Source organism: Serratia sp. JSRIV001, from assembly GCF_019968745.1.
GTDB lineage: Bacteria > Pseudomonadota > Gammaproteobacteria > Enterobacterales > Enterobacteriaceae > Chania > Chania fonticola_B.
This window is the reverse complement of the sequence record NZ_CP074147.1, coordinates 2,751,810-2,778,291: the sequence shown is the minus strand read 5'-3', so window position 1 is coordinate 2,778,291 and position 26,482 is coordinate 2,751,810. Positions and strand designations below refer to the sequence as shown.

The following is a 26,482-nucleotide window of genomic DNA, read 5'->3' as shown; positions in this document are numbered from 1 at the left end:
TATGAACATGACCGCAAAAGCCAAGACCTTCCAGCTTGCTGAAACCTCGTTTGCCCAACTCGGCTATGTGCAGTTTGCCGACGAAAAAAGCCTGGCGCAGGATCTGACCGAACTGCGCAATCTGCTGCAAAACGCCATGCAGTTGGAGCATGCGACCATTCCCCCCTATCTGACGATGCTCTATACCCTGGATGACGACGTTGATTGGCGCATCATCGAAACCCTGCGTTCGGTGGTGGTGGAGGAAATGCTGCACTTCACCCTGACGGCCAACCTGCTCAACGCCATCGGCGGGACACCCGCAGTCGATTCGCCCGATTTCCTGCCCAGCTATCCAACGCGGCTGCCTTACGATATTGATGATATTGAAGTGAATCTGTACGGCTTCTCCAAAAACGGCATCTTCCAGGGCATGGTGATCGAGCATCCGAAAGATGTCCGCCCGCGCGCCATCGCCAATGAAGTCCCCAGCGATATGACCATCGGTGAGTTTTATCTTTACATCGAATCGCGGCTGCGGGCAGCGGTGGAAACCCATGGAGAACGGGCGATTTTCTGCGGCGATCCGCAGCGCCAGATCCCGCCGGATGTTTTCTACTACGGCGGCGGGGGCAACGTACTGAAAGTGAGCGATCTGAAATCCGCGGTAGCCGCCATGAAACTGATCACCGATCAGGGCGAAGGTACAGAAAACGATATCTGGGTCGTGGATGAAGATGAGTTGGCCCACTATTTCCGTTTTAGCCAGATCTACAATGAACGGCTGTATCAAAAAGGCGATACCGTGGCCAGTGGCCCTACCGGCGACCCCTTCCCGGTGCCGTGGAACAAAAGCGTGCTGATCGACAGCAATGCCAAGGTCAGTGATTATCCACCCGGTGAAGTTCGTGACGCCATCATCCGGTTTAACCAGCGTTATTGTCAGTTACTCGGCGATCTGCAAACTGCATTTACTGGTGCCCCAGACAAGTTGATGGCCGCCGTGGTGGCGATGTGTGCGCTGCGGGATGATTTCCGCGCCATAACCGCCAACCCGTTCCCCGGCAAGGAGTTATTTCACTGCGCTCCCACGTTTGAGTACACCGTGGCTAACCACCAGCCGCTGGGTAAACAGGTGTTGATGGCTGCTCCGGCCACCGCAGCCGTAACCTTAACCGACAGTGCAGATGCCAGTGCAGATGCCACTGCCAGCAATGAGGCCACTCTGGATCAACTGCAGCAAGCCTATTCCACCGGTAACCTGCAGTTGGCTCTCTCCTGCATGAGTGACGAGGTGATCTGGGATATCTCCGGCCCCAGCGAATGCCCCTATCTGGGCGTGTTTTACGGCCACGAGGGGTTTACCCGTTTTTGGACGCTGCTTGGTGCAACGGTGAATTTTGGCAGCGCGGGCGTCGAGAAATCCTTCTTCAGCGGCGATCAGGCCATGTCCTACGGAGGCGAACAAGGCACGACCAAATGCGGCCGCGTACCCTATCGCTACGACTGGGCGATCCGTTATCAATTCAATGAACAGCATCAAATCACCCTGATGCGTCAGTACTTCAACCCACTGAACATTCTTTCGGCGCTGAAGGCCGCGCCTTATCCGGTACCGGCGGCTTGCCCACACTCGGCCAAACCTCAATCCCAACAACAGTAGGAACCACGCACATGTCTAATCAGCAAAATGATTTACCCAGCATCCCGTCGCCGTTCACCATGCCGTTCTACTACGCCTCACTGACCAACGTTGGCGTGTATTATCTGGTGCCATTGAGCCGTGTGGAACCTTATTTGCAGGGAACCGGGCTTAGCCCGGCGCGGTTTGGCGACAAGGCGATGGTGAGCTTTAACTTCCAATTGTATGCCGGACAGTTTGCCTCTGGCCTCAATACCCCGCCGGAGCAATGGGGCAGCAGCGGTGCGGCGATCACCCAGGAGCTTGAGCTCAACATTGTCGCCTATCCTGAGCACCGTAAAGACCAATTGGCCCCGATTGGCTATCAGGAGTTTATCCAGGACGGCGATCAAACCAAGCTGTACGGCAATCATCGCGTCTGGGTGCCTTGCGATGCCCCCATCGCCATCGCCGCCGGTGAGCAGCTGTTTGGCGAGCCTAAATTCCAGACCACTTTCAAGGTCAATTTGGCCTCGCAAAATCCGGTGCGGACCAACTCTGCGGTCTATCAACCCGAGTGGGTAGAAACCTGGGGCTTCCGGGTGGACGACCCCAAGGATGCCAACACCGCAATCTTCACCTGCATCGTCAACACCTTGGGCATCAAGTCGATCCCGGGCAACATCTCGCCGATTACCGAATATGGCGTTCACGACAACAAACTGATCGGTTGCCGCTGGAACATCCTGCAGGCGATGGATACCTATTTCCTCAACGGCGGCCACGGTGAGGCAGTAAAGCTGGTGCTGGGTACCAGCAGCCACCCCATGCGTAAAGATCTGGAGCAGTTGATCGGTGGTTGCGCTCCCGTGGCGGTACAAACCCTCAACTCAGCCCCGGCGGCCATTCAAAGCCGAGCCTATTACCCATAGCCGTTTGCCCCGCCGCCGGTTCGGGGCGGGGATGATTTTTCGCATGTCACGTTCCGGGAGCCAACTATGAGTGAAGTCGACAATATCTACTTTTCCCGCTTTGCCCAGATCAAGGGGCAGTCTTTTGACTATATCGTGATTGGTGGCGGTGCCTATGGCACCAGCTTTACCCACCGGGTGCTGCAACATAATCCCCAGGCCCGCATTCTGGTGCTGGAGAAAGGCGATTACCTGATCCCCGACCATATTCAGAACATTCCACCGGCCTACATCAAACTCAACACCAGCGTGGGTATCCGGCCATGGACCTACCATGGCTCTGCCGATATGAAACTCAGCCTCAACTTTATGCCGCAGATCCCTTATGTCGGCGGCCGCGCGCTGTTTTGGAACGCCTGGACACCGCAACCCGATAGCAGCGAAATGCCGGACTGGCCACCGCAGGCGATCGAGCGTCTGGATAATCAGTGGTATCCCACCGGCGAATTTATGGGGAGGCGCTACTCCCTGGACATCCCCGGCAATCGCAACCAGTCACTGAATCGCTTTATGGGTGTACGCCTGTTCTCGCAGTTGGCCAATATCAGCGGGGCTAAGCCGCAGCCAAGCCCGAGCGCTTTGGACTCGGCCATGGCAACTGGCCAGGGAGTGGCACCAGAGGATTGGGCCAAGTTCTCGCCCATTTCGGTACTGGTGAATGATGTGCAGGCTTACGCCTCACTCAAGGTAGTGGTCAATGCCGAAGTGGAAAAACTGATTGCAGAAAGTGACGTTGTCACCGAAATCATCACTAAAGAAGGGTCACTAAGCGTCGGCAACGCCAAAGTGATTTTGGCCTGCAACACGCTGGAAGCCGGGTTTATCCTCACCAAGTCTTTCCCTGACGATAAACTGGTGGGGAAAAACCTGTGTGGTCATATCCGTTCCTGGCTGGCCGCCCGTATCCCCGCCAGCAGCCTGCCGGCATTGACCAACCAGTTGCAAACCGTGGCCTATTACCTGCCCGGCATCGATAAAACCACCAACCGCCTGATGCACACCCACATCAGCGTGGTCCATAACCCGCAACCCGCAGAAAGCTACGACGTGCTGTATCGCATTCTGCCAGATGCTTCTTCACCAGAAGCCGTTGCCACCTATCAGGATCCTGACTACGTGGTGATCATGCTGCATTCGATGGGGGAATTCCTCGGGGAACGCTCGGCAAACTCGTGGAATTACGTCACGACCAACCCGCAGGGCGAGGCCGAGGTGTATATCCAGATGAAGGAAACCGACCGTCAGTTCTGGGATGCGATGGATAAAACCACCTATGACGTGATGTACGCTCTTGCCGGAGATGCCCCTCTGGAGTACCAGCACAATAACCCGGACGGCAGCTTCACCTGGGAACCTTCACCGCCAGACAATATTCGCAATCAGGGGTTGGTGCATGAAGCTGGCACCTTATGGATGGGGGATGATCCGGCCACCTCGGTCACCGCCCTCAACGGTCAGATGCACCGTTACCCGAACGTATATGGGCTGGGCAGCATGTTGTTCCCCCGCCCTGGCTCATGGAACCCAACGCTGACCGGCGTAGCCCAGTCTTTCGCCCTGGCCGATGAACTCAGTGGCCCACATCAGGATCAAAATCAATGAAGCGACGTAAACTGAAAATTGATGTGCAGAAAGTCCCCAAATCCTACCGCGCCTATCTGGAACTGTTGGCCAGCAAGGGCGAAGTGGTAGCGATCCCCGACGAGGTGGATTGGTATCTGGAGATCGGTGCCATTCTGCGCCACGCCTGCGAAACGGAAAGCCCGATGCCGCTGTTTAGCAAGGTGAAGGGCGCACCCGGTTTTCGGGCAGCAGAAATGGGCCCGACGGTCAGCCGCGTGCCGGGTAAACGCTGGCAGCGTCTGGCGCTGATGCTCGGTTTGCCGGACGATGCCCAGTTGCTGGAGATCCAGGATGCCTTTCTGGATGCCATCGGTCAGGAGCCACATCCGCCAGTGATGGTCGATCCGGCTACTGCCCCGTGCAAGCAAAACAAATGGGTGGGCGATCAGGTGGATATGACCAAAATCCCGGCCCCTATCCTGCACGACGGCGACGGTGGCCGCTATTTCCAGACAGCCGGAGCCATCATGGTGCGTACTCCACCGGGTGAACCTGTCCCGGAGGACGCATACACGGTAGATAAGGACGCCTGGACCAATTGGTCCTTCAGCCGGGCGATGATCGCCGGTTCACGGCCGCAGAATAACCCAACGCCAAAACCGCCTCACGCCAGTTCGGTCGGCGTAGCACACGGCAATGGCCCGCATTATTCGAAGAACAATATTGTCGGCCTGTGGCTGCCTTTCCAGCATAACGGCATGATTTACAACATGTGGACGGCCCAGGGGAAAGACTGCCCGTTTGTGATTGCCCTTGGGGTACCCCCGGCAGTCACCATGCTGCTTTCTGCGGCTCCGCCGGCTTGGCATGATGAATACAACTATGCGTCTGCGTTCCTTGGCCACGGCATCGAAATGGTGAAAGCGGAAACCTGCGATGTGCTGGTGCCAGCCGAATGTGAAATCATCATCGAAGGCTATGTCAGCGCGGATAAATCCGTGGCTGAAGGCCCGTTTGGCGAGTTCCCCGGCTACCTTTCCAACCAGTCCAGCCTGAAACCACTGGCGAAAATCACCTGTGTCACCTTCCGCGATGAGGCTATCTTGCCGATCTGCATTCCGGGTGTTCCGATCGACTCTACGCTGATGCTCGGCTGCTTCTGTTTATCCGCCACCGCCAGAGTGTATTTTGAAAAGTCCGGTCTGCCGATCATCGACTGTTTCAGCCCGCTGGAGGCCTCTTCCCACTGGCTGGTGATCCGGGTACGTGACGACTGGCATAAAATTACCGGCATGACGGTCAAAGCCTTTATCGACAAGATTGCCGAAGTATTCTGGACCAACCATATCGGCAAAACCACCGCCAAGCTGATTATCGTGGGCGAAGATATTCCCCCTGATGACAGCAACAAAGTGACCTGGGCATTGGCCACACGCAATAACCCGGTGCAAGGCGTGTTTCACTATCCGCAGTATGACTCCGACGGTACCGGGTTACAGATTTACCTGGATGTGGCCACCAAACTACGCGGGCGTGGCGGCTTGGTGGCCTACAGTTGCCTGCAGATCCAGCAGCAGGTTAACCAGCCGTTGGAGCAGGTATTGAGCTTTGCCACCAATTATCCGCTGCCGCTGCAGGAGAAAATCAAAAGCAAATGGTCTGAATGGGGATTTGATCGCTAAAAAACCGTCCCCGCACCGTTTCGGCGGTGCGGGAACAACCCGATTACCTGCCCTTGTTATCACTCTCACCGTTGCTGAAAAACGCATCAATATTGAGATCGTGATTAACCACCTCACCATTAAGCGATCGCACCAGCAACTCACTACCTAACAGTTGCAGTGAGAGTACGGCATCGGGTTTGACGCGTTTGATCTTGTTCATATTCTGGCTTTCGTTGACCAACGTGATGGTTTTGGTGTCTGCCCCACCCACCTCTTTGGCTGCCAATATGATGAAAGCGTTAACCGCATCGCTCTCGGTCAAGGCAACAATGTATTTCGCCTTTTCTGCCCCGGCTAATGCCAGCGTCGCAACGGCGGAAGGATCGCCTTCAACCACATCCGCATGGTCAGGGTAATGTTGCTTATTGCCTGGCTCGCAAACAATGGTCACGTTACCGCCGCTTTCAATCAATCCCTGATAGACATTTTGTGCCAATGAAGAGGTACCAACAATAATATAGTGATTTTTGCGAACCATGTGAGAGAACCGCCCTTTGATAATACGTTGAAGATTTTGGCTGATTAGCACGCCAGCAACCGAGGCCAGAGAAGCGGCAAAAACCGTAATGCCAAAGATAATCACCGTGAGAGTGAACATTCGCGCAGCAGTGGTATGCGGAATGATATCGCCAAAGCCGACCGTAGACATGCAGACCACGGCAAAATAAAACGCCGTAGGCAGGTCGGTGACCGCGGGGGTGAACTGATCGCCAATGTACAGCGTTCCTAACATGCTGTAGACAATCAATGAGGCTATGCTGGTGACGGCAAAAAAACTGGTACTCGCCAGCTTACGTTGGTCGAAACGGCGCCAGTAGATGATCATTCCCAATAGGGTAACCAGTGAATACCCTGCCAACACTGTGATTTGCTTATAGATAGCGATATCAACGATGACGATGCAGCTGAGCAGCAGTAACGAGAAAAACCAGGCAATACGCGTCCTTAACAGCAACATACCCGCCATAAAGAACAGCACGGTGCCAATCATAAAGCGGGGAATATCCATCGCATCAAGAAAGCCCAGCGCCTGTTGCCAGGAACTGAAATTTTCCACAAAATCTTGAGAATGTTGCAGCCCATGCCACAGGATCGGGCTGAGTACCAAGTACCCATTATGCGCAACCATCAACGCCAGGATAAACGTTGGGGGTACGTATTTTTCTATTACTCTCACGATTTTCATAACTTTCATCATTTCGACACCATGACTTGGCCGATGGCCTATTTATAGTGGACTGTAGCTGAATGTGATGCAGGGATCATTCGCCAAGTTGCGCCAGCCAGACGGTTCGCCCACCACAGTCGGGATCTTCGGCCACCATACTGACCACCTGGAATCCCTGCTCTTGCAATAGCTGCCGATATCCCTCGGGTGCCAGGCTGGAATGCGCCTTCAAATGTCCCTATCGCTTCACCATCGCTGGTACCGCTGGTGAACATCAATGCGGCCTGGCTATTGGCATGTTGCCGGAAAATGTTAAACATCTGGCGCTGATCTTCACGCGTCAGATGGAAAAAACTGTCCCAGGCAATTAGCCCATCAAATTTGTCTGCTAGCGCCAGGGTTCTCATATCGTCCACAGCCCAGCGCTGTTCCGGGAAGCGTTGGAGGCAACGGTCGATCATCGGCTGCGAACTGTCCACCCCCGTCACCTGAAAGCCCTGGCGGATAAAATAGTCGGCGATCGGCATGCCGTTGCCGCAGCCAATATCCAGGATCCGTCCGTTGTTGGGTAACAGGCTCAGGAAGCGCTCCAGCCAGGGTTGCTCAAACAGCGTGGTGGACCGCTTCTGCTCAAACGCCCCGGCATGCCGTTGATAGATGCCGATGATGTTATCGGCCATTGAGTTACTCATCAGGATGAATGTTCTTCTTCATCAACCAGACTTTTTGCCCGTTGCTTCATAAACACCACCTCTTTCGGGCTGGACAGGTTGACGTTATGAGCACGCAGGAGCTTCAAAATATTGAACAGCAGATCGCTCTTGGTAGAGCCGACCATGCGTGGGCTGGCAACGTAACCGGTCACGCTGAGGATAATCCCGTCTGGGCCGAGCTGGCTGAAACGAACGTACGGGGCAGGCGTTTCCAGAATGGATTCGTGTTCATGGTAGGCACTCAACAACACGTTGCGTACCTGCTCGGGATCGATATCGGTGGGGAAAGTCAGCGCGACGGTGACCACCCCTTGAGCATTCCCCATGGTGGCGTTACGCACGTTCTGCGAGATTAGCTGAGAGTTAGGCACTATCATGGTCGAGCGATCGCTCAATTGGATCTCGGTGGCGCGTACATTGATGCGCCTTACATCCCCTTCAACCCCGCCGATACCGATCATATCCCCGACCTTAACCGGGCGCTCAGTTAACAGGATCAGGCCAGAGATAAAGTTCTTCACGATTTCCTGCAGGCCAAAACCGATACCTACCGATAGCGCACTCACGATCCAGGCCAGGTTATTCCACTGGATACCCAACGTCGCCAGCGTGATCAGGATCAGCAGCACATAGCCGACGTTGCTGAACAAGGTAACCAGCGAGGCGCGGATACCGATATCACTGATGGTTTTTGGCAGCAGCTCATGGCTTAACCAACGTTGCGTGACCCGCAGCACATAGATACCGATCGCCAGGCAAACCACTGCATTGAGCAGGTTGCTTGGCACGATATTCAGCCGCTTCAGGCCTTCGCCGCTCAGGATGGCAACAATCTTTTGCAACAAGGAGTTGGGCGTGGTGGTGCCAAAAGAGCCATTGATCAGGGCAACAATCATCAACAATATCAAAGAACATTTGGACAACGCCGTGAAGATGACGGTCAGTTGCTCAAGATGACGATCTTTAAAATGGAGCGATTTTTTCAGTGCCCGCCCGCTGGCAGTTTGGGGGGAAAAGATGGCCGTACAGAAATCGGTAGCAAAGATCACCAGGAAATAGAACGCCATTAGTACCAGTGCCCCCCAAATCAACTGATAGGTCAGGAAGCGAGCGAAAGCCACATAGCCAATCAACAGTGATAACAGGATCACGGTTGCCGATACCACAATAACGATATGGACTATCCCGGCAATCACCGAGCGTTTTTCCAGATGCATCCCCTGCTGCTCTAGCTTATAGCGGATACGGCGTGCCCGAAGCGGTATTGCGAACAAGATTAATGCCATCAATGCGGTAGCCAGACCATTACCTAGCACCGTGCTGCCAAGACTGGCACCAATCACGTTATTAACCAGTTCCACGGTGCCAAAAGCCATGGCCAATCCGGCCAATAACGGCGACAGGAAACGCATGCCGCTCGCAATGGCGTCATCCATCTGCGCCAGACGCCATGATGGGCGGCTCAGCGAAAGATACGCCCTGCCTAATCCCGCGATAAGCGCGCAGAAAATCCCCAACTGCATAAAACCATCAGCGAAATCCTGAACCTGAGACGTTAGCGGCTGAACACGAGCAAACGCAGAAATCAGCAGATTTAGCGCCAGCGTGGTGGCAAACAGCGTGATCAGCACGGTCATTAATGCCATAAAACTGCGGCGCAAGCGGCCGTCGGGTAAATAGCGGATACACACCCAGGCAAAAAACTGCTCCACGAAATAACGCCCGAGAGACCAGCAAGCCGCAGCCAGGATCAGTAAAGCTATCGTCCCGTAGCGCCATTCGTCTTGCCAACTGGCTTCCAGGGTTTGCTCCAGTTGCTGCTTAAAGTCATTAAGACGAGCTAAATCCTCAACCTGTGAAGAAGACTCTGGTAACCAGAATTGCGAACTAAGAATACTGCCGGTATTCAACGCCAACTGGGATTTGAAGGCCACGCGGCGCAGATCGGTAATTTGTTGCCCTAAGTCGAGCGCCCCCGTTCTGATGGCTTGCGAGCGTTTTACGGCATCGTCCAACTGTTTTTTGGCATTATTGAGCGTATTGCGTTGTTGCACCACACTGGCGGTTTCGGTCATTACTCCAGGTTCAGGCTGCGGGCCAAGCACGTCTAACTGTGCCTGTAACTTCACCTGCATGGGTTGCAGGTCGGTGGTCAGCTTTTCTGCGTCCGTGGCCAAGACCTGCGTGGCGTCAAACAGCTTGTTCAACTGACCATCAGAGCCCGCCTTTGAGACCTGCTGTTTAATCGTATCCAGCTGTTTTTGATAACTTTTCAGTGAGGCCGCTATTTCCTGCGGGCTGAGTTCAACCGCAGCCGCATTCTGCTGCGCTGCATTGGCTAACGGGGCCAGCGGTAAGCCGAACAACAAAAAGGTGAACAGGAAAATCTGTAATGACTTGATCATAACGGTGAATGCTCAGCATGGGGTTGGCGATAAACGCAACAGGCGAAATGATGAATATCACTGCGCCTGATCAACAATAAGCGATGAGTATAATAACAAGCTATTCAGTGAAAAAGCGCATTAATCCTAGAAGGTTAGTAGAAATTTTAGCTAACGCCTCACTTGCCCTTATTTACCCCCCTATAGCGCCCTCTCCATAACCGTTTACAGCTCAAAAAGAAACCGCCAGACGGTCGTTTTATGAACATAAAAATCATTACATGATCGCATTTCGATAATTTATTATTGTTTTACGATAATTAATGAATTAAAGTCACTGCGATTTCCATTCAACGACTTGAGGTTTTTATGACATTAGATCGCCTTACCCGCTTCAGCCAACGTATGGCCACCATCACATTGTGCTTGTTACTCGCCATGTTGCTGTTTAATGCTTCCTATTGGTTATTCCCAAGCCTCGCTGCTAATGATGGCTACGGATTTCATGTTTCCATCTCAAACGATTTAATCAGCGCCTTGGGTGTTGATTTATACCTCTTCCCCTGGTGGCAAATTGCCGGTGGCATTATCTTTTCGAGCGTGCCGCTGCTGGCACTGGCACTCGGGTTGTATCATTTACGCAAGCTGTTCCAAACCTATGCTCAACGTGCCTATTTTTCAGGCACAGCGGCGCACCATTTGGGGAAAATGGGTCAATATGTCGCCCTTTGGACGATTTTGGAGTTATTGTGCCAGCCCGTTCTCAGCTATTGGATAACCATGCATGAGCCTGTTGGCCAACGGATGGTGACATTAGGGATCGATACAGGGAATATTGTTGCCCTGTTTCTCGCGGCCTGTATTGCCGTCATTGCACAAATCCTGAAACAGGCCAGCAAGTTGCATTATGAAAATCAACAGTTCGTATGAGGTTAACCCATTATGTCGATCATCGTCCGGCTAGACGTGTTGTTAGCCACACGCAAAGTCAAATCCAAAGACCTGGCCGCCGCAGCCGGCATCACCGAACAAAACCTCTCGCTGTTAAAGCAAGGCAAGGTGAAAGGGATACGTTTTGCTACGCTGGATGCTATCTGCCGCTATCTTGATTGCCAGCCTGGGGACGTGCTGGAACATATTCAGGACCCAGAAATCTACGCAGAAGATGAGTGATCGGCCCAAAACGTAACCCAACCCATTGTTTCACCAAGCGGGCGCAGCATGCAGCGCCCTACCTACTGAGCCGGTGGAGATCTGTTAGTCGTCTCAAACTAACAGGTAGGCCAGTAGCAGAAACCACCAATCCCCTTTATAATCCATTCACCTATCAACCTATAATAATGAAAAGGAGGTCCCCAATGCTGTCTTGTGAATTGTTTATACTTTCACATCACCTTGGTGATCGTCGCTGCTCAAGCATTACCGGTATCGTGCTCCGATAACCTAAGCTTGAGCGAAGTTTACTCACATCAAAGTTCTTCCCTCCGGCTTACCGGGTTATCGTCGGCAATTTTTTGACGATAGGCATCTGCATGCCTGTAACCTTGAGTAAGCACCATGACGACTTTACTTTCTGCACAATCTGTTGGTATTGATACCGCTTTCGGCCCGCTGCTGGCTGAGGTTTCCTTTAGCCTGAAAAAGGGCGACCGCATCGGTTTAATTGGCCATAACGGCTGTGGCAAAAGCACCCTGCTTAAAATTCTCAGTGGCGATCTGCCTGCCAGCGCGGGTACTGTCACCCCATCACACCATTGCCTGATGGCTCGGGTTGAACAACACCTGCCCGAAGCCTTGTATCACTGCACTCTGTTGGAGGCAGTGCTCACAGGCCTGGCTGATGGGCAACACCAGCCTGAACGTTGGCAAGGAGAAGTGTTACTCGCTGAACTGGGATTCGACCGAGCAGCATGGGATCTGACGGCCGGCACCCTGAGCGGTGGCCAGCATACCCGCTTGTTATTAGCCCGGGCGCTGATCCGCCAACCTGATTTGCTGCTACTGGATGAACCCAGCAACCATCTGGATCTGCCGACGCTGCTGTGGCTGGAGCAATTCCTCAATGGCTGGAACGGTAGCTTCGTGCTGGTTTCCCACGACGGCCGGTTACTGGACAGCGTAACCAACTGTACTTGGATCCTGCGTGACAAAACGCTGCAGTATTTCCGTTTGCCTTGTTCGCAGGCGCGCATCGCCCTCCAAGAACAGGACTTGGCTGATGAGCACCGCCATCAGGCTGAACAAAAGGAAATTGATCGCGTAGAGAAAAGTGCCAAACGCCTGGCTGTCTGGGGCCAGGTGTATGACAACGAAGATCTCTCGCGTAAAGCCAAGCAGATGGAAAAACAGGTGGTTCGATTAAAAGACCAGCAAACCACCTTGAGCACAGGCAACCAGTGGCGGCTCCGGCTCAGTGGTGAAGCACTGCCTGCCGATCGACTGCTGGCGTTGGAGCAATTAGCCATTCGCCCTGCTCCCACCGCGCCGGTGCTGTTCAGTCTGGATCATCTCCAGGTAAAAAGTGGCGACCGCATCGCGTTAGTAGGCCGTAATGGCTGTGGTAAGTCTTCATTGCTGCACTTCCTTTGGCAGCAATACCAGCAAGCAAGCTGCCAAGGGTCGATATTTCACCCTCGCGTGCGTATAGGTTATTACGACCAGAGTCTGCAACAGCTTAACGATGAGGACTCGTTAAGCGATGCTCTGTGCCACTTCGCGTCCCTGACCGAAGATCAACGGAAGATGGCGCTGATCGGTGCCGGTTTCCCTTACCTGCGCCATCAACAGAAAGTGTCTACGCTGAGCGGTGGCGAGCGTTCGCGGTTACTGTTTGTTGCGCTTACTCTGGCCAACTACTCACTGTTGCTGCTCGACGAACCGACCAACCATCTGGATATGGAAGGTAAAGAAGAGCTGGCCGCAACGTTGCAACAGTTTGCGGGAGCCGTGCTGCTGGTCACCCACGATCGGACGCTGATGGAGCAAAGCTGTAATCGCTACTGGCTGATAGACGATCGCCAACTGAGAGAATGGCACGATCTTTCATCCATCTATACCACCCTGGGTGGTGTCGGTAATGCTGAGCTGGTGATATCCCCTGAACACGAGCTGGTCGCTGAACCTGCGATATCGACCAATGAAGATCACCTGCTGGCGACTCTGGTTACTCTGGAACACAAACTTGAGGAGGATTTAACGCGTAAACCCAAACATCAAAAGCCGCAGTTGCAGCAGCAATGGCGGCGCGAGATCGCGGAGATTAATGGCAAACTTGGGTTGATTTAACCCAACTATGCGCGCGACTAGCGTATGAACCAAATTGAGTTCGGTCATCTGCTGGTCGCGCCATCCATGAGTCTTTTATCCAGACTCATGGAGTGTTAACAAATCACGATGGGGTTGATCATCAACGACATCTTGATGGAAAAATTCAGATAAATCGTAAGGCCTCCCCTCCACCTGCTTTTAACTAGGAATAAACTCAGAAAGCTCGCTGTTATCCAAGAGTAATCCCACTTAAATATATTAAGATTATTCTTGATTTTGTTGTTGTACATTATTTATTGCAATTAAGCAGGTTGGAAAAATATTTTTTATCGACAAACCCATGTAAATTATTAATCGATTTCAGTATGTAGCCCTCTAGGATCGCGATGTTCGATCACAATGCGAACGCCAACCGATTGATTTTAAATCAATTTTTATTTTATTTATTATGTCATCCTGAGCATGTATTTATTCATAACCTAAGCGTATCTAATTAAAAAAACAGATCGATAAAATATCGTATATAACAGCAAAGTTTAATTCACGTATTTAAAACTTTATGTTACGCTCTATCCTATAACAGTACCAACCTAATAATAGATATCCAGATACCCTTCACCTAGGAAGCCACACTTCATGGAGAACTGTACATTGACCAGTGTCAGAGAGTTTATATATAGAAAGCATGACGGCGATATTAAGACATTCGCACAACTGCACAGAACCAGTGTCTACAAAGTTAATGAGTGGATCCGCCGGGATGCGCACATTATTAACGGAAAAATCTGTATCCCTACCAGACATTCCGCTTGATCCTGCACTTCATTACGGGGCAGAATATTCTTAGTGCAAATCGCAGTCCTGCCCCTGCTGACATAACTTAGTATCCCCCGCCCAGAATCTAGGTTTAGAACGCTACTGAGTCGTGTTTCTGTCAGCCTCGTGGAGGCACATATCATTACCCAAAGAACCCACGCTCAACGGCAGGTTTTATCCCGTCGTGGCTTTTTGGGACTCAACAGATAATCTATTACTGCATCATCCACACAGCTGTCTACGCCCGTCAACGCCAGCGTATGGCCATCCCCTTCGCGGGTAATCAGCGGGCTTTTAAAACTCGAAGCCATTTCACGGGCATTACGATATGGCGTAACCGGGTCATAGCGCTGGGTAACGAACAACAACGGCGGGAGAGCGGTAGAAAGTACTGGAGCATGGGGTTGTTCCAGATGGCCAGGATATGGCCAGAAATCACAGGTCTCGAGTGGATACTCATGCAGCGGTAAGTAATTGGGAAACGAGGCTGCTGTATTGATTTGTTGGCGCTGCCGGCGTAATAGTTGCTGGTCGGCATCAGGCTTCGCCATATCTGCACAGGTGATCACCATTCGCGCATCATCAGCGTCTGGGGTATAGCTTTCGTCGATAAGATCGGTCACTGCATCATCGGCTTTGCCCTCATCAATTTTACGCAAGGCGGTGGCCAGTTCTGGCCAACGTTCCCGCCAGGGCAACAGGTTACGCGTCAGTGTGATCACGTCATCGGCAGAGATTTCATAACCCGACGAAGTAACGAAAGGAGCATCGTGCAATTTGCGCAGCATCCTGTGGTACCGCTGGATCGCCCAGTTAGGTTCGCTGGTTAAAGGACATGAGCCATTTTTCTCACAGTCGTCGGCAAAACGCAGGAAGCTTTGCTGATAACCCCGCTCCTGATTGATGCGTTGGTTAAAGTCATCTTCTTTCAGGTTCACTACGCCATCGAGCACCAACGCGCGGGTTTTCTTGGGGAAGCGCTCGGCATACAACTCCGCGACCTTGGTACCGTAAGAATACGCCACGGCGGTCAACGCGGGTTCACCCAACGCCCGGCGAACGGTATCAAGATCGTTAACAGCTTCGTGGGTGCCCATATGTTGCACCACGTCGGCTCCAGTCTGCTTGATGCAGGCCGCCACCCTATCCCGTGCCTGTTGCTCTGCACCAGGAATATCGTTTTCATCGGGTGACGGTGTTTCCTCACTGGCTGTTGGTTGGCAAGAAATTTTGGGTGTCGATTTCCCCACGCCGCGCGGATCATAGCCAATGATGTCGTAAGATTTTTGCAACCGCCAGGCGGGACCCTGCTCGGCAATTTTTGGATTGAGCCCTGGCGAGCCAGGTCCATCCGCGATGATCACCACACTGCCTTTTCTTGGGCCTACCGCAGGTAACCTCGTGAGAGCCAGCCGAACGGTTTGTGCTGCATTCTGGTCACTCAGTGGCGCGTCGACATAGCCACATTGTAACCCGGCCGGAGGCGGGCCATCGCTGAACCAGTGCTGAAAGGCGATGCTGTTGCAGGGTTGCCATTGAATGGTACCTGGTGCAGTGCCGGTTGGTTTGACCAAAGGCTTGGCATAGGCTGGCAGTTGGAGCACCACGGCCAGCAAAAACAGAACACGAAACGCAGACATGACGAGTCCTTTCAGCAAACGGTTATTCTGGATTTTAACGTCGATACATTAAACCGCCTGCCAACAGATCATGGAAGGGGTATCGAGGGAACCGTATACCAAGCGGCAAGAAAGGGTCATTGAAAAAGAACGCATTTGAAGGAGGATAAAACCGGAACCGACGCGGGTAGCGGCGGCTCCGAGGTTTCGAGAAGGCCAGACCATTTTTACCGACAGTAATGGCGTAGCACTGCCCCCTCAAAACCCTTTAGGGCATTTCTATCAGAAACGATAGCCAGCACCAACGGTCCAGGTACCGACTTTAAAATCACCCAGTTTTGAATACTCGTAATGAGCATCAAGAGCAATATTAGGGGTGACGTTAAACTGTAAGCCAGCACCGTAAGCAACGCTGGTCTTGCTTTCGTCGGTGTTAGAAGAGTAACCCCGCATAGAGATATTGGATGTCGCCTTGCCGTGGCCAAAACCGATTAAGCCGTAGGCGCTGATATAGTCATTAAAGCGATAAGCTGGGCCTGCAGTCAGTGAGTAATATTTTAAATCACCATCGCCCACTTTGTTACTGCCATAATAGAAATCATACGACTGCGTGGTGTAGGTGAATGAAGTGATAAAACCTAAATTGTTATCAATTTCATAGCGATACTTGAGGTTAAAACCCTTTGGGTTCTCATTCAGGTTGTTGCCATCAACCTTCACGTGACTCTGAGCGTAACCTAAAGAAATGGTGCTTTCACCTGCAGCCTGAACGCCGAAAGACAACGCCATTGCGCCAGCCAGAAGTACTGATAAATATGTTTTTTGCATGTTAATCTCTTAATCCATGAGTCAATAAAATTCGCTCTGCAATAAAATAATGTGCTATTTGAGCGAATTCGGAATTTAACCATGAAGTTTGTGGGATGTCTCGATCTACTTCACATAAATATCAATTCCTCTACAGAAAAATTGATAGCAACAAGCAAGTCAGATTGTTTTTTAGGCATCCTGAACGTTATTTATATGGCTTGCTGGAAATTTCTTGTGTGACCGTTCAGTTTGCCCCCTTTCACACCCTGGCAAGTGCCATCCGCAGAACAACCTTGTGACCTGTAGTATTTGATTTTTAAACGACCTATCACAGTCATAGGTTAATAAAGTCAATACCATCAGCTACGATTACTCTGAGGCCGTAGAACATGGTTGATCATGGCCTGGCTGATAACCCATTGAGGGTTATCATTTTACGTAAACAGTTAAAGCCGTACGCCACAAGGCTAAGAAAGGTTGATTATGGCACGCACTACCCCCATCGAACGCTACCGCAATATCGGCATCTCGGCGCACATTGATGCCGGCAAAACCACGACGACCGAGCGGATTCTGTTTTACACCGGGGTCAGTCACAAGCTGGGCGAAGTCCACGACGGCGCCGCTACCATGGACTGGATGGCGCAGGAACAGGAGCGCGGGATCACCATTACTTCCGCCGCCACTACCTGCTTCTGGAACGGCATGGAGCATAATTATCCTCAGCACCGGATCAATATCATCGATACCCCCGGGCACGTCGATTTCACCATTGAGGTGGAACGTTCGATGCGCGTGCTGGACGGTGCCGTGATGGTGTATGACTCGGTCGGCGGCGTGCAACCGCAATCTGAAACCGTGTGGCGTCAGGCTAATAAGTACAAGGTGCCACGGTTGGCCTTCGTCAACAAAATGGACCGCACGGGCGCGGACTTTTTCCGCGTGCGCAATATGATGATCGAGCGCCTGAAGGCCAATCCGGTGCCGGTCGTGATCCCCATCGGTGCAGAAGACCATTTTGCTGGCGTCGTGGATTTGATCCGCATGCAGGCCATCTTTTGGGATGAAGCGACTCAGGGTATGACCTACCGCTTCGAGGCGATCCCAGCAGAGATGCTCGAGCAGGCCCAAGAGTGGCGCGACAAGATGATTGAAGCTGCGGCGGAAGGCTCCGAAGCGCTGATGGACAAATACCTCAATCAGGTCGAATTAACCAATGAGGAAATCGTTCAGGGGTTGCGCGCCCGCACCGTTGCCGGTGAGATCCAGCCAATGCTGTGCGGTTCGGCATTCCGCAACAAGGGGATCCAGCGCATGCTGGACGCGGTGATCGAACTTATGCCCTCTCCGCTGGATGTACCGCCGATGGAAGGCCATGACGAACGCGATAACATTATCACCCGTAAGGCCGATGATAATGAAAAATTCTCGGCGCTGGCATTCAAGCTGATGACCGACCCGTTCGTTGGCCAGTTGACCTTCGTGCGCGTCTATTCCGGCATCGTGGCCAAAGGCGATAGCGTCTATAACCCGGTAAAAGGCAAAAAAGAGCGTATTGGCCGTATCGTGCAAATGCACGCCAACGATCGTAAAGAAGTTGATGAGTTGCACGCTGGGGATATTGCCGCCTGTGTGGGCCTGAAGGATGTGACCACCGGCGATACGCTATGCGACCCCAATGCCATTATCACGTTGGAACGCATGGTGTTTCCAGAGCCGGTTATCGCGCAGGCCATCGAGCCAAAAACCAAGGCCGACCAGGAGAAAATGGGGATTGCACTGCAACGCCTGACTTCGGAAGATCCTTCGCTTCGCGTACGCACCGATGAAGACTCCGGCCAGACCATTATCTATGGCATGGGTGAATTGCACCTTGAGATCATAGTCGACCGGATGCGGCGCGAGTTTGGCGTTGAAACCAACACCGGCAAACCGCAGGTCTCTTACCGCGAAGCCATCCGCCAGAAAGTGACCGACGTAGAAGGCAAATTTGTGCGTCAGTCCGGCGGTAAAGGCCAATATGGCCACGTGGTGTTGACGGTGGAACCCAATGAGCCCGGTAAAGGCTTTGAGTTCTTTGATGAGATCAAAGGCGGCGTGATCCCCGGTGAATATATTCCGGCGGTAAAAAAAGGCCTTCTGGAGGCGCTGAATAATGGCGTGCTGGCGGGTTATCAGATGGTCGATGTCAAAGTACATCTGACCTTTGGTTCCTACCACGATGTGGACTCCTCCGAGCAGGCATTCCGTATGGCGGCTATCTTTGGGTTTAAGGAGGCCTGTCGCCTGGCCAGCCCGGTGATCCTCGAGCCGATCATGGCGGTAGAAGTGGAAACGCCGGAGGATTACGCGGGTAACGTGATGGGCGATCTGTCATCACGACGCGGAATGGTGCAAGGGATGGAGGATATCCCTGGTGGCGGAGGCAAAGAGATCCATGCCAAGGTGCCGCTGTCTGAGATGTTCGGTTATTCCACCACCCTGCGCTCCATGTCGCAAGGCCGCGCCACCTACACCATGGAGTTCAGCCACTACGCAGAAGCTCCACGCAATGTGGCCGAAGAGATTATCCACCACAGCAAACGTTAAATGATAACGGCTACGGGGAAACCCGTAGCCTCATATTTCGACGAGCGCAGCATGCGGCGCCCCTAAGCCTTTAACGTGTCTCCTCTAACGCAACCACCATCGGTTCGAGTTTGATGCGCATGGCGTAAATCACCCCAACCGTCAGGCAGGCAATACCGCATAGCGTCAGCAGTGGTGGCCAGCTATGGCGCAGCATAAAGGTATAGGCCAATCCTGCCAGGATCTCGAACACGATCAGCGGCCCAAGCAGCACCGTCGGTAAACGCTGGCTCGCTTCGTTCCAACACAACGTACCTAACCAAGAACACAAGACGCCAATAGCAATCATCAACGGGATAAACACCTGTGGCCGGGGGCCAAACGGCAGCGCGAACTGCGGCTGTGTCAGCGCCAATTGTCCGCAAACCAGCAAATAGCCCACCAACGCCAAAGGTAAGGTCACAATCCCCTGCGCCGTGGCCCAGGTCGTGGGCCGTTTATCTGGGTTATCACGTAACCAACGCGCGTTACGCAGAGGGAACCAGGTCCAACACGCCACCGCTAACAGTGCTAATCCCAAGCCGCTAGTATAACGCCAGACATCAATAGGCTCGCTATTCCCCTGCAGTTCCGCAACGTTGACCAGCACCAGCCCGAGGGCAATCACCAGCAAGGCCGGAGTCAATCTTCGCCAGGAGAGACGGCCGTCGTGATGGCCATAAAACAGATTGGCAGCGACCGATATCACCACCGGTAGCGTGCCGATAATCATGGTCGATACCGGCGCGCCGGTACGTTGGATCGCACTGGCCAGGCATAGGTAATACAGTAGATTGCCGATTGCGGTCAGTTTTAACGCCTCTAGCCAATCTTTAGCCAGCAACTGACGCAGACGGCGACGATCCAGCCAGGCCAGCGGTAACACAACCAATCCAAAGGCTAAATAGCGTCCGGTGGACTGCAACGCGGCTGGATAGTCCGGCACCAATACCGGGCCAATAAAGATCAGGCCCCACATCAACCCGGCAATAAGAGCAAACATCACACCGACAAACATAGTGACACCATCATCAATAGCAGTTCTCAAGTGGTGTCAGGATAAAGGGACGTGGAGGCAGAATATTGTACCAGGTTGCTGTTTTACGCCCGTTTTCGCGGCAGAAGTTAACGCATCACCTGCTTTTGGTAGCGCGCAGGCGTGACACCGTAACGATTAACCAGCGCTTTGGTAAGATGTGCCTGATCGCTTAACCCCACAGCTACGGCCACCTGGGCCGCCGGCATTCCCCGCCCGAGCATCTGCTTGGCCTTTTCGAGCCGGATCGCCATCAGCATCTGATGTGGGGTGACATGGAATTGCGCTTTGAATTTACGTTGGAAATGATACGGGCTGAGCGAGACCAGCGCCGCCAGATCGCTCAACGTAATAGGTAAAGCAAAGTTATCCCGCAGATACTCCTTAACTATCACCATACGGTGAGCGGCTTCATTCTGCTGCGGCTGAACAATACGAGCATGAGGGCGCAAAATATCAACGACGGACAGCAGTAAACTATCGAGCGCCAACGTGTCCCGGGTTTGCCATAACGCCGCCAGCGTTTGCGAAAGCCGCTTGGCCGCCACTGCATCATGGTGGATCACGTCGTTGAACCAACAGCCCTTCTCACCGGAAATCCGCTCCAGCGCCGCAGGCTCCAGATAGATCATCCGATAGTTCCAACCGCCTGCCGTTTCCGCTTCACCGGTATGCAGCTCGTCCGGATTCATCAGCACCAAGGCACCCGGAGCGGCTAAATGCTGTGCCCCACGGTAGCGAAAGCGCTCCGCTCCGGCTTCCACCGTGCCGATGCCAAACGCATCATGGGCGTGTGGCTCAAACGCATAGCGATCGATATGGGCCTGATAAAGCTCCACGCCCGGCAACTGCGGCAAATGCCGGAACTGGGCGCGATCTTTCTCAAACGGAAACTGTTCTGGCACACCTTGCACTTCCCTGGCTCCTGTTACGTTTTAAGGTTGGCATACGCCGGGCTGATAATGACTCGGCAACACTAGGTTTATCATTTTAATACCACGTTGTCCCGCCTTCCCTGGCGGTCAGCAAGAACTAAGGCAATTTCTCCAGCACAGTAAATAAAACCTGGGCAGCCGGAGTTAAGCCGGTCATATGCATACAAGCGTGCACCATCCCAGGTAAACGCTGGCAATTCACCTTAACGCCGGCTTGTTGCAATCGCTGTGCATAGCGCTCACCTTCATCCCGCAGCGGATCGTATTCACACACCAGGATCGTCGCTGGTGGTAAGCCCGCCAGCGTTGACGCATACCAAGGAGAAGCGTAAGGCTCGCGAGCGTCGGTATCCTGCCCTAGGTAATTGGCCCAGCACCACCCCATGATCTCCCGCGTCAGGTAGAAACCTTCACCATATGCGGCAAAGCTGGGCATGGCCATCTCGCTATCCAATGCAGGGTAAAGCAGGTATTGGTGTTCTACGGCTGGCCCTGAACGATCCCTGGTCATCAGAGCTGCCGCAGCCGCCAGGTTGCCCCCCGCACTATCCCCGCCAAGCGCAATTTGCAGAGGGTCAATGCCGATTTGCGCTGCTTGTTCCGAGGCCCAACATAGCACCTGATAAACGTCATACAACGGCGTCGGGAAAGGAAATTCCGGTGCCAGGCGATAGTCGACAGACAGGATCACTCGCCCAGTGGCATTGGCCAACGCGCGGCAAGGTCCATCGTAAACGTCAAGCGAGCCCAGACACCATCCGCCACCGTGAGCGAACACCATCGCCGGAAGCGGCCTATCCTCTGGCGCATTTAGGGGAATATAACCTCGCACGCTAATAGTTTGCCCGCCGCCAACCGGGAGGTGGAACGCCATTATTTTTTTGACGGGCTGGGGTGCCCCCTGCAAGCGCTGTAACCCAACTGCCGTTTGCGCACGTAGCTCTTCCAGTGAGGATGGTGCGGGCGCATCGGCCTGTTGCTGCAAAAATAGCGCGATCTGCTTATCCAGCGGCATGGACTTTACCCTTCTGTAAAAAAGGCAGGATCAGGGCGATAAATTCCTCGTGGCACTCCTCGGTAATGAAATGCCCACAGCCAGGCACCACTTCCCCTTGGAGTTGACGAGCCTTGCCCTCCAAGGTAAGGAAGGGGGCATCGCGTGTTGCATGTTCTGCGCCAATCGTCATCACCGGCATCGTTAGAGGCGTTTTAGCCCGCTGTTGGTTTTGTCGAATGGTCTCAGGAATGGCCCGATAATAATCAAAACCGGCCCGCAAGCTACCAGGCACCGAGTAAGCCGCGATGTAGGTATCTGCAGCGACTCGATCGCGCCGGTAAGACCAGCGGTTGAAAATGTACCCCAGATACTCAGCCTCTCGGCCAGTAGTCAGGGCTTCGGGCAGGTCGGTTAACTGGTTAAACATAAAATGCCACAGGAAGATGTTGTCCTCGGCAGGAACAAAGATCGGCGGTGCTTCTGCCAAACCGGGGATCACCGCCTCGGTCAGCACCAGCCTGCTAACCGCCTGAGGGTAATCGCTGGCCAACGCATAACCCAACCACATGCCAATATCATGGCCGATCACCGCATAGCGCTGATGCCCCAGCTGCATCATGACCTGATGGAGTTTTTCGGCAACGCTGCCGGTGTCATAGGCTCCAAGAGGTTTGTCCGAGTCTCCTATACCAGGAGGATCTACAGCAATAGCCTGAAAGCCCGCATTAGCTAACGCCTGCATAACGTAACGCCAGGTGTACCAGGTTTGTGGCCAGCCAGGGATCAGCAGCACCGGTTGCCCACTTCCGGCGATGGCGCAGTGAATACGCTGGCCGTTGATTTTAATATAGACGTGTTCGGCCTCGAGCCCATTGGATAATGGCCCGTGAGTCAGCATAGTCATAAGGTGCTCCAGAGGTTAGCGAATGCCCAGCAAGGCGTTGATTTGTTGTTGGTTGACCGGCGCACCGGCAAAATCATCGAACACTTTATTCGTGACCGGAATAATATGATTGCGGATAAACGCGGCGCCTTCTTCGGCCCCGGTTTGTGGATGCTTCAGGCAGCATTCCCATTCGAGCGTGGCCCAGCCGGCATAATCGTACTGCGTCAGTTTGGAGAAGATGCCTTTAAAGTCCACCTGCCCATCCCCTAATGAACGGAATCGCCCCGCACGATCCGCCCAGGACTGATAGCCACCATAAATCCCCTGCCGACCACTTGGATTGAATTCTGCGTCCTTAACGTGAAACATACGGATGTGATCTTTATAGATATCGATAAATTCCAGATAGTTGAGCTGTTGCAGCACGAAATGGCTGGGATCGAACAGCATTTGGCAGCGTGGATGAGCCGCAACGCGCTGATGGAACATTTCAAAGGTAATGCCATCATGCAGATCTTCGCTGGGGTGGATCTCATAACACAGGTTGATGCCCTGCTCATCACAGGCGTCGAGCACGGGTAACCACCGTTTGGCCAGCTCATCGAAGGCCGTTTCAATCAGCCCTGCTGGCCGTTGCGGAAATGGAAACAGGTAGGGCCAAGCCAATGAACCGGAGAAGGTGCCCATTTCAGTCAGGCCTAAGCGGGCCGATGCTTTTGCCGCCAACAACAGGTTTTCTTTGGCCCAAAGCGTTCGCCCTTGCGGATCGCCACGCAGCCCCTCCGGTACAAAGCTATCGCATAGCGCATCATAAGCTGGATGCACTGCCATCAGTTGGCCAAAAATATGCGTGGTCAATTCGCTGATCACCAAGCCGTGCTGCGCCAGCATGCCGGTGATGTCATCGCAATAGCTTTGACTTTCCGCCGCTGTTTTCACATCAAACAAACGGCTATCCCACGCGGGGATCTGCAAAGCTTTAAAGCCGGTCTCTTTTGCCCAGGCGGCAATCGCTGGCAGGCTGTTGAACGGGGGAGCAGCATCACTAAATTGGGCTAGGTGCAGGCTGGGGCCTTTTATCGTTTTCATCGTCTTTCCTATTGTTTGTCGATTGACAAACAATAGACTTAAATCCAATCATCGGCAAGAGGATTTTGAAATTCGTTGGCGTTATCCGCCATTTAAGCGATCCTGTAGTCCGCAGATAAATCACCGGAGAAGATGACGATGGCAGGCAGACCCAGAGAGTTCGATCGTGAACAGGCCCTATTACAAGCACGGAACCTGTTTTGGCGGCAGGGATTTGAAGGCACCTCGATGTCCGACCTGGTGGCCGAACTGGGCATTGCTTCGGCACGGATCTACAAGGCCTTTGGTTCGAAAGAGCTACTGTTTCGTGAAGCGATAGCACACTACGAAGCCCACGAAGGCGGCTTTGCCGAGCGCGCTTTCGAAGAAAAGGCCAGCGTGCGTGAAGCCATCAAACAGATGCTGCTCGACGCCGTTGCCCTCTACAGCCACGGTGAATTTCCCCAAGGATGCATGGTGGTTTCATCTGCGGTCAGCGTCAGTGAAGATAATCAGGGCGTCATGCGCTGGTTGATGGAGCATCGCCAACAACGCACCCAAGGCATTATCGACAGATTACAGGCTGCGATTCAGGCTGGTGAACTGCCCGCCAACACCGATGCAGAAAGCCTTGGCGATTATTTTGCGGCGTTCCTGCATGGCTTGTCCGTTCAGGCTCGGGATGGTGTGAGCCGTGCCCGGCTGGAAAAAGCGGTGAAAGTCGCCCTTACTATGCTCGATCGTCCCCCGGCGTAAAGTCATACCCACACTTTTAATGTGACAAGATTAAAAAATATTCAACGAACCAGTTGAGTATTGACGCTGACGTTCTATATTTAACCATATGGTTAAATTATCTTCCTCACCGCTGGACGCCATTTTCCACGCACTGGCCGACCCGACAAGGCGCGCCATTCTGCGCACATTGGCCGAAGGCGAACACAGCATCGGTGAACTGGCTGCGCCGTTCGAGATGTCGTTTGCCGGAGCTTCCAAGCATATCAAAGCGCTGGAGCTTGCCGGGCTGGTGCAACGCACCGTGCAGGGAAGAAACCATATCTGCCGGCTCGCTCCCGAGCCAATGGTGCAGGCCATGCAGTGGCTGCAAACCTACGAACATTTCTGGAATGAGCGGCTGGACGCGCTAGAACAAGCGCTGCTGCAGGCCGACTCGCATCCTCCGACGGAGTGAACCCATGAACGACTACGGTATGATTATTGAAACCGGTACGCTGCGGATCCAGCGGCTGCTGCCCGGCCCGCTCAAACGCGTCTGGGCCTACCTGATCGAATCCGATAAACGTGCCAGCTGGCTGGCCGCAGGTGAGATGCCCATGCAGGTCGGGGCCAAGATCGAGCTGCTGTTCTGCAATGCCGATTTGGCCGGTGTGGATGAAAAACCGCCGGCAAAATACAAATCCTGTGCTGGTAAAATTGCCCAGATGGGTCATATCACCTGCATTCTGCCACCACGCCTGGTGAGCTTTACCTGGGCAGAAACAGGGGAAGCCCGCCCTTCTGAAGTCACTATTGAACTGACCGAGCAAGAGGATAAGGTGCTGTTGACCCTTACCCATCGCCGCCTGGCCAACCGCGAGACCCTGCTCAGCGTCGCCAGCGGCTGGCATACCCATCTGGATCTGCTGGCCGATCGCCTGCTGGAGCGGACACCAAGCCCGTTCTGGGCCTCAATGAGCCGGTTGGAAGACGAGTACCGGGCCAAACTGTAAGCCAGCGGGATGAGGATCGCGGTTCTCATCCCCGTTAACGCTCATGAGAATTAACAACTCCCACCTGCTGACTGGCGTATAATGCGTTGCACCACTATGATGCCCTTGAAACATGGAGTTACGATGCGTCAACGTATTATTGTTTGCCCGTTAATTGAAAACGATAACGCCTATCTGCTATGCAAAATGGCGGCCCATAAAGGGGTTTTCCCCGGCCAGTGGGCACTATCCGGCGGTGGTACCGAGCCAGGAGAAACCATCGAGCAGGCGTTGCGTCGTGAAGTCAGTGAAGAATTGGGTAGCGATCTGGTGCTGGACCGCATTCAACCCTGGACGTTTCGTGACGACGTGCGGGTGAAAACCTATGAAGACGGCAGCAAAGAGCAGATCTATATGATTTACCTGATTTTTGACTGCCACGCGGCCAACCGCACCATCACGCTTAATGATGAGTTTGAAGAATATGCCTGGGTGCGGAAGGAAGAGCTGGCCAGTTACGATCTGAACGAAGCGACCCGATTCACGCTGCGCCAGCGTGGGCTGCTGGAGTAGTGATGCCCCTCACCCTAACCCTCTCCCAAAGGGAGA

At 53.3% G+C, this 26,482-nt stretch carries 21 protein-coding genes and 1 pseudogene; 12 read left to right on the top strand and 10 right to left on the bottom strand.

What is annotated here, in order from left to right:
* The first annotated feature begins 1 nt into the window (after position 1).
* From KGP17_RS12740 to KGP17_RS12725, 4 genes are all read left to right on the top strand, one after another.
* Entirely contained in the window at positions 2-1,642 is a 1,641-nt protein-coding gene (locus tag KGP17_RS12740) for a ferritin-like protein (protein ID WP_223499492.1), read from the top strand.
* Positions 1,643-1,653: 11 nt separating this feature from the next.
* Complete coding sequence (locus KGP17_RS12735; RefSeq protein ID WP_059200788.1) at positions 1,654-2,532, top strand: hypothetical protein; 879 nt, start codon at positions 1,654-1,656, stop codon at positions 2,530-2,532.
* 66 nt (positions 2,533-2,598) lie between these two features.
* A complete protein-coding gene (locus tag KGP17_RS12730; protein ID WP_223499491.1) occupies positions 2,599-4,173 on the top strand; it encodes a GMC oxidoreductase in 1,575 nt (524 codons plus the stop codon).
* The gene (locus KGP17_RS12725) at positions 4,170-5,816 is read left to right on the top strand and encodes a UbiD family decarboxylase (RefSeq protein ID WP_021806360.1); all 1,647 of its coding nucleotides are present in this window, start codon (positions 4,170-4,172) and stop codon (positions 5,814-5,816) included. Before KGP17_RS12730 ends, KGP17_RS12725 begins: the two co-directional genes overlap by 4 nt.
* 43 nt (positions 5,817-5,859) lie before the next feature.
* Here KGP17_RS12725 and kch read toward each other — a convergent pair whose 3' ends face one another.
* The 3 genes and pseudogenes from kch to KGP17_RS12710 form a co-directional block, all read right to left on the bottom strand.
* Positions 5,860-7,044: a voltage-gated potassium channel protein gene (gene kch / locus KGP17_RS12720; RefSeq protein WP_223499490.1), complete on the bottom strand. Its 1,185-nt coding sequence runs from the start codon at positions 7,042-7,044 to the stop codon at positions 5,860-5,862.
* 76 nt (positions 7,045-7,120) lie between these two features.
* Positions 7,121-7,718: pseudogene (locus KGP17_RS12715) on the bottom strand (class I SAM-dependent methyltransferase).
* A complete protein-coding gene (locus tag KGP17_RS12710; RefSeq protein WP_223499489.1) occupies positions 7,718-10,144 on the bottom strand; it encodes a DUF3772 domain-containing protein in 2,427 nt (808 codons plus the stop codon). Before KGP17_RS12710 ends, KGP17_RS12715 begins: the two are co-directional and overlap by 1 nt.
* A 348-nt stretch (positions 10,145-10,492) precedes the next feature.
* Here KGP17_RS12710 and KGP17_RS12705 point away from each other — a divergent pair, with 348 nt between their 5' ends.
* The 3 genes from KGP17_RS12705 (at position 10,493) to KGP17_RS12695 (ending at position 13,408) form a co-directional block, all read left to right on the top strand.
* Positions 10,493-11,053 (top strand): DUF2975 domain-containing protein, encoded by a 561-nt coding sequence (locus KGP17_RS12705; RefSeq protein WP_021804453.1) that lies wholly within the window; start codon positions 10,493-10,495, stop codon positions 11,051-11,053.
* A gap of 12 nt (positions 11,054-11,065) precedes the next feature.
* Positions 11,066-11,296: a helix-turn-helix transcriptional regulator gene (locus KGP17_RS12700; RefSeq protein WP_021804454.1), complete on the top strand. Its 231-nt coding sequence runs from the start codon at positions 11,066-11,068 to the stop codon at positions 11,294-11,296.
* Between the two features lie 384 nt (positions 11,297-11,680).
* Positions 11,681-13,408 (top strand): ABC-F family ATP-binding cassette domain-containing protein, encoded by a 1,728-nt coding sequence (locus KGP17_RS12695; protein WP_223499488.1) that lies wholly within the window; start codon positions 11,681-11,683, stop codon positions 13,406-13,408.
* 959 nt (positions 13,409-14,367) lie between these two features.
* Here KGP17_RS12695 and KGP17_RS12690 read toward each other — a convergent pair.
* Both KGP17_RS12690 and KGP17_RS12685 read right to left on the bottom strand, forming a co-directional pair.
* Positions 14,368-15,846, bottom strand: a complete 1,479-nt coding sequence (locus tag KGP17_RS12690) for an alpha/beta hydrolase (protein WP_218519379.1) — start codon at positions 15,844-15,846, stop codon at positions 14,368-14,370.
* Between the two features lie 261 nt (positions 15,847-16,107).
* Positions 16,108-16,653 carry an Ail/Lom family outer membrane beta-barrel protein gene (locus KGP17_RS12685; RefSeq protein WP_115158493.1) on the bottom strand — a complete coding sequence of 182 codons (546 nt, stop codon included), beginning with the start codon at positions 16,651-16,653 and terminating at the stop codon, positions 16,108-16,110.
* 465 nt (positions 16,654-17,118) lie between these two features.
* Between KGP17_RS12685 and fusA the strand changes: the two genes are divergently transcribed.
* Entirely contained in the window at positions 17,119-19,224 is a 2,106-nt protein-coding gene (gene fusA / locus KGP17_RS12680; RefSeq protein ID WP_223499487.1) for an elongation factor G, read from the top strand.
* A gap of 70 nt (positions 19,225-19,294) precedes the next feature.
* Here fusA and KGP17_RS12675 read toward each other — a convergent pair whose 3' ends face one another.
* The 5 genes from KGP17_RS12675 to KGP17_RS12655 form a co-directional block, all read right to left on the bottom strand.
* Positions 19,295-20,260: a DMT family transporter gene (locus KGP17_RS12675; RefSeq protein WP_223499486.1), complete on the bottom strand. Its 966-nt coding sequence runs from the start codon at positions 20,258-20,260 to the stop codon at positions 19,295-19,297.
* 107 nt (positions 20,261-20,367) lie between these two features.
* On the bottom strand, positions 20,368-21,192 hold the full coding sequence (locus KGP17_RS12670; protein ID WP_223499483.1) for an AraC family transcriptional regulator: 825 nt from the start codon (positions 21,190-21,192) through the stop codon (positions 20,368-20,370).
* 118 nt (positions 21,193-21,310) lie between these two features.
* Positions 21,311-22,228, bottom strand: coding sequence for an alpha/beta hydrolase (locus KGP17_RS12665; RefSeq protein WP_223499481.1), 918 nt, complete (start codon positions 22,226-22,228; stop codon positions 21,311-21,313).
* Positions 22,215-23,114 (bottom strand): alpha/beta fold hydrolase, encoded by a 900-nt coding sequence (locus tag KGP17_RS12660; protein ID WP_115158488.1) that lies wholly within the window; start codon positions 23,112-23,114, stop codon positions 22,215-22,217. The genes KGP17_RS12665 and KGP17_RS12660 overlap by 14 nt, the downstream gene beginning before the upstream one ends.
* Positions 23,115-23,129: 15 nt before the next feature.
* Positions 23,130-24,185: a sugar phosphate isomerase/epimerase gene (locus tag KGP17_RS12655; RefSeq protein WP_223499479.1), complete on the bottom strand. Its 1,056-nt coding sequence runs from the start codon at positions 24,183-24,185 to the stop codon at positions 23,130-23,132.
* A gap of 138 nt (positions 24,186-24,323) precedes the next feature.
* Here KGP17_RS12655 and KGP17_RS12650 point away from each other — a divergent pair, with 138 nt between their 5' ends.
* From KGP17_RS12650 to nudI, 4 genes are all read left to right on the top strand, one after another.
* Positions 24,324-24,920 (top strand): TetR/AcrR family transcriptional regulator, encoded by a 597-nt coding sequence (locus tag KGP17_RS12650; protein WP_059200769.1) that lies wholly within the window; start codon positions 24,324-24,326, stop codon positions 24,918-24,920.
* An 88-nt stretch (positions 24,921-25,008) separates the two neighbouring features.
* Positions 25,009-25,356, top strand: coding sequence for a helix-turn-helix transcriptional regulator (locus KGP17_RS12645; RefSeq protein ID WP_021178010.1), 348 nt, complete (start codon positions 25,009-25,011; stop codon positions 25,354-25,356).
* 4 nt (positions 25,357-25,360) lie between these two features.
* Positions 25,361-25,894 carry an SRPBCC family protein gene (locus KGP17_RS12640; RefSeq protein WP_021178011.1) on the top strand — a complete coding sequence of 178 codons (534 nt, stop codon included), beginning with the start codon at positions 25,361-25,363 and terminating at the stop codon, positions 25,892-25,894.
* A 123-nt stretch (positions 25,895-26,017) separates the two neighbouring features.
* Positions 26,018-26,446 (top strand): nucleoside triphosphatase NudI, encoded by a 429-nt coding sequence (gene nudI, locus KGP17_RS12635; RefSeq protein WP_024486752.1) that lies wholly within the window; start codon positions 26,018-26,020, stop codon positions 26,444-26,446.
* The last annotated feature ends 36 nt before the right edge of the window (positions 26,447-26,482 follow it).

Bases quoted from the DNA above. Each gene is read 5' to 3' on its own strand.
- KGP17_RS12740 (WP_223499492.1), top strand. From the start codon at position 2: ATGAACATGACCGCAAAAGCCAAGACCTTCCAGCTTGCTGAAACCTCG.
- KGP17_RS12735 (WP_059200788.1), top strand. From the start codon at position 1,654: ATGTCTAATCAGCAAAATGATTTACCCAGCATCCCGTCGCCGTTCACC.
- KGP17_RS12730 (WP_223499491.1), top strand. From the start codon at position 2,599: ATGAGTGAAGTCGACAATATCTACTTTTCCCGCTTTGCCCAGATCAAG.
- KGP17_RS12725 (WP_021806360.1), top strand. From the start codon at position 4,170: ATGAAGCGACGTAAACTGAAAATTGATGTGCAGAAAGTCCCCAAATCC.
- kch (WP_223499490.1), bottom strand. From the start codon at position 7,044: ATGAAAATCGTGAGAGTAATAGAAAAATACGTACCCCCAACGTTTATC.
- KGP17_RS12710 (WP_223499489.1), bottom strand. From the start codon at position 10,144: ATGATCAAGTCATTACAGATTTTCCTGTTCACCTTTTTGTTGTTCGGC.
- KGP17_RS12705 (WP_021804453.1), top strand. From the start codon at position 10,493: ATGACATTAGATCGCCTTACCCGCTTCAGCCAACGTATGGCCACCATC.
- KGP17_RS12700 (WP_021804454.1), top strand. From the start codon at position 11,066: ATGTCGATCATCGTCCGGCTAGACGTGTTGTTAGCCACACGCAAAGTC.
- KGP17_RS12695 (WP_223499488.1), top strand. From the start codon at position 11,681: ATGACGACTTTACTTTCTGCACAATCTGTTGGTATTGATACCGCTTTC.
- KGP17_RS12690 (WP_218519379.1), bottom strand. From the start codon at position 15,846: ATGTCTGCGTTTCGTGTTCTGTTTTTGCTGGCCGTGGTGCTCCAACTG.
- KGP17_RS12685 (WP_115158493.1), bottom strand. From the start codon at position 16,653: ATGCAAAAAACATATTTATCAGTACTTCTGGCTGGCGCAATGGCGTTG.
- fusA (WP_223499487.1), top strand. From the start codon at position 17,119: ATGGCACGCACTACCCCCATCGAACGCTACCGCAATATCGGCATCTCG.
- KGP17_RS12675 (WP_223499486.1), bottom strand. From the start codon at position 20,260: ATGTTTGTCGGTGTGATGTTTGCTCTTATTGCCGGGTTGATGTGGGGC.
- KGP17_RS12665 (WP_223499481.1), bottom strand. From the start codon at position 22,228: ATGCCGCTGGATAAGCAGATCGCGCTATTTTTGCAGCAACAGGCCGAT.
- KGP17_RS12660 (WP_115158488.1), bottom strand. From the start codon at position 23,114: ATGACTATGCTGACTCACGGGCCATTATCCAATGGGCTCGAGGCCGAA.
- KGP17_RS12655 (WP_223499479.1), bottom strand. From the start codon at position 24,185: ATGAAAACGATAAAAGGCCCCAGCCTGCACCTAGCCCAATTTAGTGAT.
- KGP17_RS12650 (WP_059200769.1), top strand. From the start codon at position 24,324: ATGGCAGGCAGACCCAGAGAGTTCGATCGTGAACAGGCCCTATTACAA.
- KGP17_RS12645 (WP_021178010.1), top strand. From the start codon at position 25,009: ATGGTTAAATTATCTTCCTCACCGCTGGACGCCATTTTCCACGCACTG.
- KGP17_RS12640 (WP_021178011.1), top strand. From the start codon at position 25,361: ATGAACGACTACGGTATGATTATTGAAACCGGTACGCTGCGGATCCAG.
- nudI (WP_024486752.1), top strand. From the start codon at position 26,018: ATGCGTCAACGTATTATTGTTTGCCCGTTAATTGAAAACGATAACGCC.